The 13,869-nt window shown below is 71.8% G+C and carries 12 protein-coding genes; 11 read left to right on the top strand and 1 reads right to left on the bottom strand.

What is annotated here, in order from left to right:
- The first annotated feature begins 34 nt into the window (after positions 1-34).
- From OG246_RS07265 to kynU, 4 genes are all read left to right on the top strand, one after another.
- A complete protein-coding gene (locus OG246_RS07265; RefSeq protein ID WP_266457545.1) occupies positions 35-1,564 on the top strand; it encodes an MFS transporter in 1,530 nt (509 codons plus the stop codon).
- Between the two features lie 425 nt (positions 1,565-1,989).
- The gene (locus OG246_RS07260) at positions 1,990-2,403 is read left to right on the top strand and encodes a DUF3151 domain-containing protein (protein WP_266457542.1); all 414 of its coding nucleotides are present in this window, start codon (positions 1,990-1,992) and stop codon (positions 2,401-2,403) included.
- Between the two features lie 340 nt (positions 2,404-2,743).
- The gene (locus tag OG246_RS07255; RefSeq protein WP_266457539.1) at positions 2,744-3,637 is read left to right on the top strand and encodes a tryptophan 2,3-dioxygenase family protein; all 894 of its coding nucleotides are present in this window, start codon (positions 2,744-2,746) and stop codon (positions 3,635-3,637) included.
- 1 nt (position 3,638) lies between these two features.
- A complete protein-coding gene (gene kynU, locus OG246_RS07250) occupies positions 3,639-4,826 on the top strand; it encodes a kynureninase (protein WP_266463953.1) in 1,188 nt (395 codons plus the stop codon).
- A 259-nt stretch (positions 4,827-5,085) separates the two neighbouring features.
- Here kynU and OG246_RS07245 read toward each other — a convergent pair whose 3' ends face one another.
- Complete coding sequence (locus tag OG246_RS07245; protein WP_266457536.1) at positions 5,086-5,697, bottom strand: TetR/AcrR family transcriptional regulator; 612 nt, start codon at positions 5,695-5,697, stop codon at positions 5,086-5,088.
- A 193-nt stretch (positions 5,698-5,890) separates the two neighbouring features.
- Between OG246_RS07245 and OG246_RS07240 the strand changes: the two genes are divergently transcribed.
- The 7 genes from OG246_RS07240 (at position 5,891) to OG246_RS07210 (ending at position 13,860) form a co-directional block, all read left to right on the top strand.
- Entirely contained in the window at positions 5,891-6,805 is a 915-nt protein-coding gene (locus OG246_RS07240) for a S9 family peptidase (protein WP_266457533.1), read from the top strand.
- Positions 6,806-7,110: 305 nt separating this feature from the next.
- Positions 7,111-8,091 (top strand): alpha/beta hydrolase, encoded by a 981-nt coding sequence (locus OG246_RS07235; RefSeq protein WP_266463949.1) that lies wholly within the window; start codon positions 7,111-7,113, stop codon positions 8,089-8,091.
- Positions 8,092-8,155: 64 nt separating this feature from the next.
- Positions 8,156-9,385: an acyltransferase gene (locus tag OG246_RS07230; protein ID WP_266457530.1), complete on the top strand. Its 1,230-nt coding sequence runs from the start codon at positions 8,156-8,158 to the stop codon at positions 9,383-9,385.
- A 151-nt stretch (positions 9,386-9,536) separates the two neighbouring features.
- A complete protein-coding gene (locus tag OG246_RS07225; RefSeq protein WP_266463946.1) occupies positions 9,537-10,970 on the top strand; it encodes a sensor histidine kinase in 1,434 nt (477 codons plus the stop codon).
- Complete coding sequence (locus OG246_RS07220; RefSeq protein ID WP_266457527.1) at positions 10,967-11,650, top strand: response regulator transcription factor; 684 nt, start codon at positions 10,967-10,969, stop codon at positions 11,648-11,650. Before OG246_RS07225 ends, OG246_RS07220 begins: the two co-directional genes overlap by 4 nt.
- Before the next feature lie 156 nt (positions 11,651-11,806).
- The gene (locus tag OG246_RS07215) at positions 11,807-13,153 is read left to right on the top strand and encodes a sensor histidine kinase (protein WP_266457525.1); all 1,347 of its coding nucleotides are present in this window, start codon (positions 11,807-11,809) and stop codon (positions 13,151-13,153) included.
- Complete coding sequence (locus OG246_RS07210; RefSeq protein WP_266457523.1) at positions 13,150-13,860, top strand: response regulator transcription factor; 711 nt, start codon at positions 13,150-13,152, stop codon at positions 13,858-13,860. Before OG246_RS07215 ends, OG246_RS07210 begins: the two co-directional genes overlap by 4 nt.
- Positions 13,861-13,869 lie beyond the last annotated feature (9 nt).

Here is a 13,869-nt window from a genome sequence, read left to right as displayed (position 1 = left end):
GCGCGGTGCCGGGCCCTTCCGTATGCTCCGAGGTATGGCTGCCACTCCGCAGGATCCGGAGTCTCCACGGTCTCCGCAGTCTCCGCAGTCTCCGCAGGAGAAACCGGCGGAACCGGGCGTGCGGATCTCCAGCCCCACGGGCAAGTGGATCCTGCTGACCACCGTCCTTGGTTCCAGCATGGCCATGCTGGACTCGACGGTCGTCAACGTCGCGCTGCCGCGGATCGGCCGTGACCTGGACGCGGACCTCGCGGCCCTCCAGTGGACCGTGAACGCGTACACGCTGACGCTGGCGGGGCTCATCCTGCTGGGCGGATCGCTCGGGGACCGCTTCGGGCGGCGGAAGGTCTTCGTCATCGGGGTGGTGTGGTTCGCGGCCGCCTCGCTGCTGTGCGGAATCGCGCCCAGCGGGGGAGTGCTGATCGCGGCCCGTGCGTTGCAGGGCGTCGGCGGGGCGCTCCTCACCCCCGGTTCACTCGCGCTCATCCAGGCCTCCTTCCATCCGGACGACCGGGCCAGGGCCGTCGGGCTGTGGTCGGGGTTCGGGGGCGTCGGCGCGGCGATCGGGCCGTTCGTGGGCGGCTGGCTGGTGGACGGCCCCGGCTGGCGCTGGGTGTTCCTGCTGAACATCCCGGTGGCGCTGCTGTGCGCGCCCATCGCTCTGCGGCATGTCCCCGAGTCCAAGGACAGCCGTACACACCGCGGCTTCGACGTGCTGGGCGCGGCTCTCGGCGCACTGTCGCTGGCGTTCGTGACGTATGCCCTGATCGAGGCCCGCAGCGGCTCTGTGCTCGTGTGGGTGACGGCGGTCGCGGGCGTGGCCGCGGGGGTGGCCTTCGTGTACGTCGAGCGGGGCCGCAGCGATCCGATGATGCCGCTCGACATCTTCGCCTCGCACCAGTTCACGGCGGTCAACGCCGTCACGCTGTGCGTGTACGCGGCCTTCAGCGGCTTCTTCTTCCTGGCCGCGCTCCAGCTCCAGGTGGTGGCGGGATACTCGGCCCTCGCCGCCGGTACGGCGCTGCTGCCCACGACCGCTCTCATGCTGCTGTTCTCCGCCCGCTCGGGCGAGCTCGCCCAGCGCATCGGGCCGCGTATTCCGCTCACGGTGGGGCCGCTGCTGTGTGCGGCGGGGATGCTGCTGATGTTGCGGGTGGGGGAGGACGCCTCGTACGTCGCCGATGTGCTTCCCGCGCTGCTGGTCCTGGGCCTGGGCATGGTGACGCTGGTCGCGCCGCTGACCGCGACCGTCCTCGCCTCCGTGGACACCGGGCGGGCGGGGCTCGCCAGCGGGATCAACAACGCGGCGGCCCGTGCGGCGGGGCTCATCGCGGTGGCCGCGCTGCCGCTGCTCGCGGGGATGGGGGCGGAGGCGTACCGGTCCGCCGACGCCTTCGACGCCGCGTTCCGGCGGGCGATGCCCTTGTGCGCCGGGGTCCTCGTCCTCGGTGCGATCGTGGCCTTCGCAACGGTCCGCCGCCCGGCACCGGACTGCCGCCGACCCGAGTGCCGCACACACGGCTGGGTCACGGCTCCGCCGCTGGAGACGGGGAAGCGGGGGTGAGGGTGGGGGTTTTTCGCCCCCGCCGCCCCTACCCGTCCCTTGTCCCTGGGGCTCCGCCCCAGACCCCGCTCCTCAAACGCCGGAGGGGCTGAATCCTTCCCCGGCCGGAGCTGGAGATCTTTCGCCCCGTCCGGGGAAGATCTTTCAGCACGTCCGGCGTTTGAGGACGAGACAGTGCCATCCCGATCCCCCACCCACCCATGGGGGCTGCGCTCTTCAGCCCCGGGCCGGGGAAGGATTCAGCCTGTCCGGCGTTTGAGGACGAGCCCTTCAGGCGACCGGGGGTCTGGGGGCGGAGCCCCCAGGAACAAGGGACGGGTAGGGGCGGAGGGGGCGAAGAAACCCGAGCCCAGCCCCGGCACCGGGGTCCCTCCCTCCCCGGGGTGACTCAACCTCGCGCCAACGAATGCCGCAGACTGGAACCCATGACGATTCACGAGAACCTCCTCGGGGGACCGCCCCCGACCAACCTCCCCGATTACCCGGAGCCCCGCGAGCTCCTCGCGAACGGCACGGCCCCCGCCGACGTCGCCGCCAAGTACCCGACCTCCTCCCTCGCCTGGGCCCAGCTCGCCGACGAGGCGTACGAGCGAGGCAGCGTCGTCGAGTCGTACGCCTACGCCCGTACCGGCTACCACCGCGGCCTGGACTCCCTGCGCCGCAGCGGCTGGAAGGGCCACGGCCCGGTCCCCTGGGAGCACGAGCCGAACCGCGGCTTCCTGCGTGCCCTGCACGGCCTCGCCCGCGCCGCACAGGCGATCGGCGAGCAGGAGGAGTACGAGCGCTGCAGCCAGTTCCTGAAGGACTCCTCGCCCACGGCGGCGCAGACGCTGGGCTAGGGCCTGTCCGGCGGATCATGCCGGAGACGCGGGGCGTGGCACGCCGATCTGCGGCGTTGTCGTCGGTTGCCGACGCTCCGCGTCGTCGCCCTCCTCCGCCTTGCAGCTCGACGCACCACGCCCCGCTCACCTGCGTCAATGCGGCACCGCCGATTTCCTCCGACCTGATCCGCCGGACAGGCCCTAGCGCGCACCGCGTTTGTGCAGGTCCGCCTGGTGTGACCAGGCGGACCTTGCGTTATCGGGGGACGATTGCGGAGGATGCCGGTGGGGACCGGGGCCCCCGTGTCGGAATCGGCAGGGGCGGACCGCTACCCGGAGTACGCATCAGGAGACAGCGATGTCGTCCCAGCAGGCTCAGCCCGCAGAGACCCATCTCGCCGAGGCCCATGTCGCCGAGGCCCATCTCGCAGAGGCTCAGGAGCCCGAGACCCCGCATCTCGACTTCCAGGGAACCACGCCGTACGAGGACTACGTACAGGCGGACGTCCTCACCCACCTCCAGCACACCCGCTCCGACGACCCCGGAGAGATGGTCTTCCTCGTGACCACCCAGGTCATGGAGCTGTGGTTCACGGTCATCGTCCACGAGTGGGAGACCGCGGCGAACGCGCTCCGCGAGGACCGGGTGCCGGTCGCGGTGGCCGCGCTGAAGCGGTCCGTACGGGAGCTGGAGGCGCTGAACGCCTCCTGGCGGCCCCTCGCCGGGCTCACGCCGGCCCAGTTCAACTCGTACCGCGGCGCCCTCGGCGAGGGCTCCGGCTTCCAGTCCGCGATGTACCGCCGGATGGAGTTCCTGCTCGGCGAGAAGTCCGCGTCCATGCTGGTCCCGCACCGGGGCGCGCCGCGCGTCCACGCGGAGCTGGAGAAGGCGCTGCACGAACCGAGCCTGTACGACGAGGTGTTGAGGCTGCTGTCGCGGCGCGGGCACGCGGTCCCGGCGGCGGTCCTTTCGCGCGACGTGTCGTTGCGCTACGAGTCCTCGCCGGAGGTGGAGGCGGTGTGGACGTCGTTGTACGCGGGCGACGAGAACGCCGAACTCGCCCGTCTCGGCGAGGCGTTGACGGACGTAGCCGAACTGGTGTGGCGATGGCGCAACGACCATCTCGTCGCCACGCGCCGCGCGATGGGCGCGAAGACGGGGACCGGCGGCTCCGCCGGGGTGGCCTGGCTGGAGAAGCGGGCGCAGAAGAACGTGTTCCCCGAGCTGTGGACGGCGAGGTCCCATGTCTGAGCTGTCGGAGTTGCGCGGCAGGGCCGAGGAGCTGGACTCGGCCGACGAACTGGCCGGACTGCGCGAGCGGTTCGTCCTCGACGACGTGGTGTACCTGGACGGGAACTCGCTCGGCGCGCTGCCCGCGAACGTACCCGGCCGGGTCGAGGACGTCGTACGCCGTCAGTGGGGCGAGCTGCGGATCCGGTCCTGGGACGAGAGCGGCTGGTGGACGGCGCCGGAGCGGATCGGCGACCGGATCGCGCCGCTGGTCGGTGCGGCGCCCGGCCAGATAGTGGTGGGCGACTCCACAAGTGTCAACGTCTTCAAGGCGGTTGTGGGTGCCGTGCGGCTGGCCGGGGAAGGCCGGGACGAGATCCTGGTCGACGCGACGACGTTCCCCACGGACGGCTACATCGCACAGTCGGCGGCCCGCCTGACCGGCTGCGAGCTACGTCCGCTGGAACCCGCGGACGTGCCCGCTGCCCTGGGCCCCCGCACGGCGGCGGTCCTGCTGAACCACGTCGACTACCGCACCGGCCGCCTGCACGACCTCCCGTTCCTGACCTCCGCGATCCACGCCGCGGGCGCTCTCGCGGTCTGGGACCTGTGCCACAGCGCGGGCGCCCTGCCGGTGGACCTGGACGCCCACGGTGTCGACCTGGCGGTCGGCTGCACCTACAAGTACCTGAACGGCGGCCCGGGTTCACCGGCGTACCTCTACGTCCGCAACGAACTCCAGGACCGCTTCGACTCCCCGCTGCCCGGCTGGAACTCCCACACGGACCCCTTCGGCATGAGCCCCGCCTACGAACCCGCGCCGGGCGCCCTGCGCGGCCGGGTGGGCACACCGGACATCCTCTCGATGCTCGCCCTGGAGGCGGCCCTCGAGGTCTGGGACGGCATCTCCATCGACTCCGTCCGCACCAAGTCCCTCGCCCTCACGGACTTCTTCCTGGAATGCGTCTCGGCATACGTCCCCGAGGGCCGCGTGGAGTCCGTAACACCCTCCGCCCACACGGAGCGCGGAAGCCAGGTGGCCCTACGCTGCCCGGACGCCGGCGAGGTCATGAAGAAACTGATCGAGCGCGACGTGGTCGGCGACTTCCGCCACCCGGACGTCCTGCGCTTCGGTTTCACTCCCTTGTACGTCGGTTTCGCGGATGTGGAACGGGCGGCGAGGGTGCTGGGGGAGGAGATCGTTCTGTAGCTGGGGGGAGAGAGATCTTCCAGCCCGGGCCAGGTATCTCCAGCCCGTCCGGCGTTCAAGGACGAGGCAGCACCATCCCGATCCCCCACCCACCCGTGGAGGCTGCGCTCTTCAGCCCCGGGCCGGGGAAGATCTTTCAGCCCGTCCGGCGTTTGAGGACGAGCCCTTCGGGCGAACGGGGGTCTGGGGGCGGAGCCCCCAGGAGCAAGGGACGGGTAGGGGCGGAGGGGGCGAAAAACGCTTGTCCCCTCCCCCCGGCTCACCGGGGGCCGACGACGTACACCCCGGCCACCGCCGCAGCGAACGCCGCCGCCGCAGCCCGCTCGGCATCGTCCTCGCCCGGCGCCACCCCACCGGTGAGCAAGGAGTAATAGAGCGGCGCAGACACCGCACGCACGACCAGCGCAGCGTCGGTCCCCACCGGCAACTCCCCCCGCACAACCCCCTGCTCGACACAAGGCGCCCACTCCGCAACCCGCACGTCATAGAACCGCCGCAACGCCTCCCCCGTACGCACATCCCCCGCCGCCGCAGCAATGACCGCCCGGAACAACGCCCCCTGCCGAGCATCGGCAAGCGTCCGCCGCACGAGCGCGGCATTGGCACGCAGATCCCCCAACACCGACCCGGTCTCCACCCGCGGCAGCGACTGCTCCGCCATGTCGCTCAGCAGATCCGCGACCAGCCCGGTCACGGACCCCCACCGCCGGTACACCGTGGTCTTCCCCACCTCGGCCCGCCGCGCCACATCGGCAAGATCGAGATGCGCGAACCCCTGCTCCGCGAGCACGTCCCCGGCGGCGCGGAGCACAGCCGCACGGACACGGGCGGTGCGTCCCCCGGGGCGTACGGTGCCGGGCTCGGCGGACATGGCGTACTCCTTCGCGGACCGGACCACGGGCGTGGACGTCCCCCGCCAGCGTAACGAAACAGCAGAACCGTTTGACCCTAACCGAGAGTGATATCCCGGTGTCGACGCACGTCACGGGCCTGATAGCGTCCCCGCCAACGGTCGAATTCTCTCCTGGTCCGCCAAATCCGTTTCACCGCTGAGAGGTTGGAGCATGCAGGACGACGCCGCAGCTCGGGACGAAGCCGCAGCTCGGGACGGAGCGATGGCACGGGACGACGCCGAGGAGGCGTCCGCCTTCTCGCACCCGCCCGTCGACCCCGACGTCACCGTCGCGTACGGCGACCACCCCGACCAGGTGATCGACTTCTACGCCCCGCGCGAGCCCGACCCCGCCGTCCTCGCCCCCCTCGTGGTCGTCCTGCACGGCGGCGCCTGGCGCGCCCCGTACGACCGCCGTCACATCACGCCGTTCGCGGACTTCCTGGCCCGCCGCGGTTTCGCCGTGGCCAACGTCGAGTACCGCCGGGGCGCCGCGATCCCCGCGCAGGGCGGCGAGGGCCCGGTCGCAGGTCGCTGGCCGGACACCTTCGACGACGTCGCGGCCGCGCTCGACACCCTGCCCGCGCTCGTACGGGAGAAGCTCCCGTCGGCCGACCCCCGCCGCATGGTGGTCACCGGCCACTCGGCGGGCGGCCACCTCGCCCTGTGGGCCTCCGCGCGCCACCTCCTGCCCGCCGACGCGCCCTGGCACACGGACCGTCCGGCGCCCCTGCGCGGCGTCGTCGCCCTCGCCCCGATCGCGGACTTCCGGGTTGCCGAGAAGCTGGACGTGTGCGGCGGGGCCGCTCGCCAACTCCTCGGCGGGGAGGGCAAGTTCGCGGACCGCCTGCCGTACGCCGACCCGGCGCACCTCCTCCCCACCGGCATCGCCACGACCCTCGTACAGGGCCGTACCGACATCGTCGTCCCGCAGGCGGTCGCGGAGGCGTACGCCGACGCGGCGGCGAAGGCGGGCGAGGTGGTCGGCCTGACGCTCCTGGAGGACGTCGGCCACTTCCCGCTGATCGACCCGGCGGCGGACGCCTGCGCGGTGGTGGCCGAGGAGATCGCCCAGCTGGCCTGGTGAAGGCGGGTGGGGAGCGACCGGCGTGTGGCCCGTGTTCGGCAGCCCGGTCATACCCGTAATACCTGAGAGCTACCTCCCAGGTGAGCTCCCTGGCGGGACGCCGACGACACGTGACGATCCGTAACTTCCCTTCCATTGGCGCCCGATGAGCGGGAGCACGGGGAGGGAAGGTCGGCATGGGGTTCGGGGCGAAGCCGAGCGCGGCGGGCAGCGGGGTATCACCTGCGGAGTCGGAGTCGGAGTCGGAGCCGGGGTTGAGACCGGATTTGGTGCCGGAGCCGGGGTTGGGACCGGAGTCGGTGCCGATGGCCGCGGGGCCGACGCCGGGTGGGCGTGCCGGACGCGTGGTCCGGCGGCTGCGCCGCACCCTGCTCGCCGTACTGGTCATGGGTGCTGTTGTCGTCCCCGTGGCCGCCGCGGCCGCTCGGCCCCGGATCCCCGCCCCGGCGCCCGCGACGCTCGCCCCCGTGACGGTATCGACGCTGGACGAGGCGTACGCGGCCAACGGTGCGAACGCCGCGGAGGCGGCCCGTATGGCCGCGGACCGCGGCGACAGCACCCGCGCCGCCGCCGACCGGGCCATGGCCGACTCCTCCCGCCACTTCCTCTCCTTCGACGGCCGAGGCCCGGGCCAGGCCGTCGAGGTGTTCGGCGACCTCGCCGAGGCCGACCGCGTCGCGATCCTGGTCCCGGGCTCCGACACCAACCTGGAGACGTACGACCGGTTCCGCGCCGGCGCCCTCTCCCTGCACGAGCGCCTCGGCCCGCGTACGGCCGTCGTCGCCTGGCTCGGCTATGAGGCACCCCGCACGGTGAGCACCACGGTGCTGACCGCGGACCGGGCCGACGCCGCGGCCCCGCGCCTGAAGGGGTTCATACGCGAACTGCGGGGCGTCGTCGGCGAGAAGGCGTCCGTCTCCCTGCTCTGCCACTCCTACGGCACGGTGGTCTGCGGACGTGCGGCGCAGGACCTGGACGTGGACGACATCGTGCTCGTCGGCAGCCCGGGCACCGGCGCGGACTCGGTCGCGGCACTGCACACGTCCGCCCGTGTCTGGGCGGCCCGCGGTGCCGACGACTGGATAGCGGGCGTCCCGCACGCGCGCGCCGACCTCTTCGGCTCGACCGTCGGCTTCGGCACCGACCCGGTCTCCCCGGACTTCGGCGCCCATGTCTTCGCGGCGGGCGGTGTCGGCCACAGCGACTACTTCACACCGGGCTCGGTGTCCCTGGACAACCTCGCCCGCATCGTCCTCGGCGACACCTCGGAGGTAACCCGTGCGTGAGTTCCACCCGTCTCATCTGTCTCACTCGTCGCACCCGTCTCACTCGCGCTCCGTGCGAACAGCGATGCCCCGAACAGCCAAGCCCGGCAGCGTCATACGGGCGGCGGCACAAGGCATAAGGGGCGGCGCCCGTCGTATCGACGAGGCGACCCCCGCGGCGCGGGACCGTGCCGTCGACGCCCTGCGCGCCCTCGCGATCCTCGGTGTCGTACTCGGCCACTGGCTGGTGACGGCCCTGGTCGCGGACGGCGGCGCGCTGCGCGTGGCGAGCCCGTTGCAGCACATGCCCTGGCTGGCTCCCATCTCCTGGGTCTTCCAGACGCTCGCCGTGTTCTTCCTGGTGGGCGGCCATGTGGCCACCAAGGGCTACGCGTCGGCGCGGGCACGCGGCACGACGTACGGGCAGTGGCTGCGCACCCGCCTGGCCCGCCTCTTCAAACCGGTGGCGGCGGTGCTGGCCCTCTGGACGGTGGCCGCGGTCTGTCTGCTTGCGTCGGGCACGGGCTTCGAGACGGTCCACGCGCTGGTGAAGCTGGCGCTGTCCCCGCTCTGGTTTCTCCTGGTCTTCGCGGGACTGACCGCGGCGACACCCCTGTTGACGCGGATGAACCCGCTGTGGCCGCTGGCCGTCGTTCTCCATGTGGATCTCATTCGCTTCGGATTCGGCGGCCCGTCCTGGCTCGGCTGGGTGAACGTCGCGGCGGGCTGGCTGGTGCCGTACACGCTGGGTGCGGCCTGGACGCGCGGTGAGCTGGACAGTCGTCGCGCGGGCTGGGTGCTGTTCGGCTGCGGGGCGGCCGCGACCGCGGTGCTGGTGGCGTGGGCGGGCTATCCGGCGTCGATGGTCGGCGTCCCGGGCGCGGCGGTCTCCAACCTGAACCCGCCGTCGCTGGCCGTCGTCACCTTCGGGCTGGCGCAGTGCGGTCTCGCCCTGCTGCTGCGCGGGCCGCTCCGCCGCTGGATGGGGCGCCCCGCGGCCTGGGCGGCGGTGGCACTCGCCAATCTCTCCGCGATGACGATATTTCTGTGGCACCAGACGTCCCTGATGGCGGTCACCGCCCTGGGCCTCCTGGCGGGCCGGCTCCCCGGCCTGCACACCGTCCCCGACGACCTCGGCTGGGTGGCGGCACGTCTCGCCTGGCTGCCCGTCTTCGCTCTCGCCCTCGCCGTCTGCTGGTCCGCCTTTCGCACCCATGAACAGGGCCCCCGCCGCCGCACCGGCCGGCCCTCCCGAGTCGTCCGCGTCCACCGCCGTCCTGACCCCGCCGGAGTGAAGGCGGTGCCCCGTGCCTAGGGTTGGCCCCGTGAGCGGCCCGAGCAACAACGGCATCACACGTGGCGACGCCTCCGCCGCTCCGTCGCCTCCCTCGGTCGCGCAGTTGGCCGGGCAGGGACTCCGCCGAGTGCTGCGGACCTTGTGGGAGGACGGGGCGAACTTCACCCGCATGCCCTTGCCGCCGTTGTCGCGGCCCCGGTGGCTGCGGAGGTTCCCGCATGTCGTGGTCATCGTGATCGCGGTCGTCGCGACCGTTGCCAACACGGAGCAGATGACCATGGTCTCCGGCGTGAGCGCGGAGTTGGGTCTGCTGGCCGCGCTGGCCCAGGGCATCGGCGTGGTGCTCGTGCTGTGGCGGCCCGTTCCGGCCTGGTGGCTCTCGCTGGTCGCCACGTTCGTGGCCGCCGAGGCCGCACGCCCCGGCCTGACCTCGGACTCACCGATCGGCCGTGTCGACGGCGCAATCCCCTGGCCGTGGGGCGGGCCGGGCATCGTCGCGCACGCGATCGTGCTGTTCCTGCTGGCTCTGCGGGTCCCCACCCGGGTGGCCATAGAGGCACTGGCCCTCACCGCGTTGCTGACGTACGTCTTCCAGGGGCTCCTCGGCGCCGTGTCGTACTCCTCGACGGGTGTGCTGGCGGTCATCGTCTTCGCCGCCGTCGTCCTCCTCGGTACCGCCCTGCGCGGCCGCCGCGAGGCCCGTAGCCAGCTCGTCGAGCAGGCCTCGCTGACCGCGGAGGAGCGGGCCCGCCGCACGCTGTTGGAGGAGCGCAGCCGTATCGCGCGCGAGCTGCACGATGTGGTCGCCCACCACATGTCGGTGATCTCCATCCAGGCCCAGGTCGCGCCGCACCTCGTCGAGAACCCGTCGAAGGAGCTGCGGGAGAACCTGGAGGGCATCAGACAGAACGCCCTGGAGGCACTCACCGAGCTGCGCCGCGTTCTTGGCGTCCTGCGCTCGGAGAATCCGGAGGACCCGTACGGCCTCGGGGCCGGCACCGGCGCCACCCCCGACTCCCCGCAGCCCACGCTCGACCGCCTCGACGCCCTCGTCGAGAACACCCGCACCGCCGGACTGGTTGTGACCACCGAGATCACCGGCGAACAGCTTCCCCTCTCGCCCGGTGTGGAGCTGTCCGCGTACCGGATCATCCAGGAGGCACTCAGCAACGCCCTGCGGCACGCGCCCGGTTCGATCGTCCGCGTCGAGCTCTGTCACTTCCCCCGTGGCCTCCAGATACGGGTCATCAACTCCAGACCCGAGCGCCCGGCCCCGCCGTCACCGGGCGCGGGCCACGGTCTGCTCGGCATGCGGGAGCGCGCCGCGATGCTCGGCGGCACCCTCGTGACCTCGGAGACCTCGCACGGCGGCTTCGTGGTGGCGGCCTTCCTGCCCCGCGGCGGCGCCTCTGACCCCGACGCCTCGGACCCCGACGGCTCAGCGGATGACAACTCCACAGGCACCACGGCCATCGCGAAACCCGCGGGCACCAAGGCCATCGCGAACTCCACAAGCTCCACAAGCTCCACAAGCTCCACAAGCTCCACTGGCTCCACAAGCTCCACTGGCTACACAGGCTTCGCAGGAGAAGAGAACCCATGACGAGCGGCACCATCGGCACCATCCGCGTACTGATCGCCGACGACCAGCAGATGGTCCGGCAGGGCTTCACCGTGCTGCTCAACACCCAGCCCGACATCGAGGTGGTCGGCCAGGCGGTCGACGGCATGGACGCGATCGTGCAGGTCGCCGAACTCACCCCGGACGTCGTCCTGATGGACATCCGCATGCCCGAACTCAGCGGTATCGACGCCACCAGACGCATCACCGAGGCCACTCCCCAGATCAAGGTGCTGGTGCTCACCACCTTCGACCTCGACGAGTACGTGTACGACGCGCTGCGCGCCGGCGCCTCCGGGTTCCTGCTCAAGGACGCGTCCGCGGACCAGCTCGCCGAGGCGGTACGGGTGGTCGCGGCGGGCGATGCCCTGCTCGCGCCCGGGATCACCCGCCGTCTCATCGCCGAGTTCTCCCGGCTCGACTCCACACCCCGCTCCCCCCTCAAACAGCGGGTGGGCGAGCTGACCGAGCGCGAGACGGAGGTCCTCGCCCACATCGCCCAAGGCCTGTCGAACTCAGAGATCGCCGAGCGCCTCGTCGTCGCCGAACAGACCGTGAAGACCCACGTGGGCCGCATCCTGGTGAAACTCGGCCTGCGCGACCGCACCCAGGCGGCCGTCTTCGCCTACGAGTCAGGACTGGTCCGCCCGTCCGGCTACTGATCGGCGACGGTCCCGCCCGCTGTGCCCTCCACCCCTCCGCCCCCTTCCCCCTCCATCGGAGGACCACAGCGATACCCGTAGTACCTGAGACGGATCCCGGAGGACCCTCCTCCCTGGTGACGACGGCGACCCCGGCGGCGGCCTACCTTTTTGAGTGTGACCGAGACGACCCAGACGCAGATGACGCCGCCGGGCGGGGCAAAGCCGCGCAGCCCGGAGTTCCGGCTGGCCGCGGACGCCCTGCGCGGGCTCCGGCAGGACCTGTTCCACGACGCCTTCGCCTACCGCCCGCTGCCGCGGATGCGGGTGGACGGCCCACTCACCCGGCGGCTGCCCGAGGGCATACAGAAGTACGCGGCCTGGACACCGCACGCCGTGGTGGCGGTGGCCGGACTCTTCGCGATGGCTATCGCGAACACCGCCGGTGCCGGCGGCGACAGCATCGGGACGCTGGTGTGCGCCCTCCTCGCCCTGCTCCCGGTCCTGCTGACGCTGGTCCGGCCGGTCGGTGCCTTCTGGTTCTCCTTCGTGGCGACACCGGTCGTCGGCGTCTTCGGCACCAGCTGGAGCGACTGGCCGTGGCTGCCGGGCAGCTTCGCCACCCACCTGGTGGTGCTGACGGTCGTGGCGTTCCGGACGAGGCCGCGCACCGCCGCGTGGATGTGGGTGCTGACGGCGCTGTACGGGATAGCCGCCGAGACCTTCTTCCACGGGGGGTACTACAGCAGCAACACGGTGCCGCTGCTCTTCGTCTCCGCCGTGGCTCTCCTGGTCGTCACCGTCCTCCAGGTGCGCCGCGAGGCGGAGCAGGAGGTGACCGCCCACCAGTCGGAGACGGCGCACGAGCGCTCCAGGCGCACCCTTCTCGAAGAGCGCACGACGATCGCCCGCGAACTGCACGACGTGGTCGCCCACCACATGTCGGTGGTCGCCATCCAGGCCGAGGCCGCCCCCTACCGCGTGGAGAATCCGCCGCCGGAGCTGGAGCAGGCCTTCATCACGATCCGGGAGAACGCGGTGGCTGCCCTGACCGAGCTGCGCCGCGTACTCGGTGTCGTACGGGCGGAGGACTACGAGGCGCCGGACGCCCCCCAGCCCACCCTCGCCGACCTCGACGCGCTCCTGGCCAATGTGCGCGACGCGGGCCTGACCGTCGACAAGGCGGTCACCGGAGCGGTGCGCGAGCTCCCGCAAGGTGTCGAGCTGTCGGCGTACCGCATAGTCCAGGAGGCCCTGAGCAACGCCCTGCGGCACGCGCCGGGTGCGCCGGCCCGCGTCGAGATCGGCTACGTACTCGGAGGGCTCGGCCTGCGCATAGTCAACGGCCCCGCGCCGACGACGAGCCTGACGAAGTCCACGCACGGCGCGGGGCACGGCATCACCGGCATGCGTGAGCGCGTCACGATGCTGGACGGCGAGATGACGGCGGGCGGTACGGACGACGGGGGATACGAGGTGGCGGTGTTCCTGCCGGTGCCCGCGGCGGCGGAGGAGACAGGATGACGGGCGGCACCAGCGGCGGAACCACCAGCGGTACCGCCGGCAACACCATCCGCGTACTGATAGCCGATGACCAGGTGATGGTCCGCGAGGGCTTCTCCGTGCTGCTCGGCGCGATGCCGGACATCGAGGTGGTCGGCGAGGCGGTCAACGGTCGGGAGGCCGTCGAGCGGGTCCGTGAGCTGGCCCCGGACGTCGTGCTGATGGACATCCGGATGCCGGAGATGAACGGGATCGAGGCGACCCGGGAGATCGTCGCGGCGAACGGCGCCGCGAAGGTGCTGGTCCTGACGACGTTCGACCTCGACGAGTACGTGTACCAGGCGCTGCGGGCGGGAGCCTCCGGCTTCCTCCTCAAGGACGCCTCGGCGCGCCAGCTCGCCGACGGGGTGAGGGTGGTGGCGGCCGGCGAGGCGCTGCTCGCCCCCTCCGTCACCAGGCGGTTGATCACCGAGTTCTCCAAGCTCGCGGACGAGCCCCGGCTCTCGGCCACGGCACAGGCGGCGTACGGCGATCTCACCGACCGGGAGACCGAGGTGCTGGTCCTCATCGCGCAGGGCCTGTCGAACGCGGAGATCGCGACCCGGCTGTTCGTCGCCGAGTCCACGATCAAGACCCATGTGAGCCGGATCCTGGTGAAGCTGGGCCTGCGGGACCGTACGCAGGCGGCGGTGTTCGCGTACGAGGCACGGCTGGTCACGCCCAGGTGATCAAGGGGT

This window comes from Streptomyces sp. NBC_00620 (genome assembly GCF_026341825.1).
Classification (GTDB): Bacteria; Actinomycetota; Actinomycetes; order Streptomycetales; family Streptomycetaceae; genus Streptomyces.
This window is presented reverse-complemented; position numbering and strand designations above follow the sequence as displayed.

What these genes read in the sequence shown, in the direction of transcription:
- OG246_RS07225 (WP_266463946.1), top strand. Translation starts at nt 9,537, where the DNA reads ATGCCCTTGCCGCCGTTGTCGCGGCCCCGGTGGCTGCGGAGGTTCCCG.
- OG246_RS07255 (WP_266457539.1), top strand. Translation starts at nt 2,744, where the DNA reads ATGTCGTCCCAGCAGGCTCAGCCCGCAGAGACCCATCTCGCCGAGGCC.
- OG246_RS07245 (WP_266457536.1), bottom strand. Translation starts at nt 5,697, where the DNA reads ATGTCCGCCGAGCCCGGCACCGTACGCCCCGGGGGACGCACCGCCCGT.
- OG246_RS07220 (WP_266457527.1), top strand. Translation starts at nt 10,967, where the DNA reads ATGACGAGCGGCACCATCGGCACCATCCGCGTACTGATCGCCGACGAC.
- OG246_RS07265 (WP_266457545.1), top strand. Translation starts at nt 35, where the DNA reads ATGGCTGCCACTCCGCAGGATCCGGAGTCTCCACGGTCTCCGCAGTCT.
- OG246_RS07260 (WP_266457542.1), top strand. Translation starts at nt 1,990, where the DNA reads ATGACGATTCACGAGAACCTCCTCGGGGGACCGCCCCCGACCAACCTC.
- OG246_RS07240 (WP_266457533.1), top strand. Translation starts at nt 5,891, where the DNA reads ATGCAGGACGACGCCGCAGCTCGGGACGAAGCCGCAGCTCGGGACGGA.
- OG246_RS07230 (WP_266457530.1), top strand. Translation starts at nt 8,156, where the DNA reads ATGCCCCGAACAGCCAAGCCCGGCAGCGTCATACGGGCGGCGGCACAA.
- OG246_RS07235 (WP_266463949.1), top strand. Translation starts at nt 7,111, where the DNA reads ATGGCCGCGGGGCCGACGCCGGGTGGGCGTGCCGGACGCGTGGTCCGG.
- OG246_RS07210 (WP_266457523.1), top strand. Translation starts at nt 13,150, where the DNA reads ATGACGGGCGGCACCAGCGGCGGAACCACCAGCGGTACCGCCGGCAAC.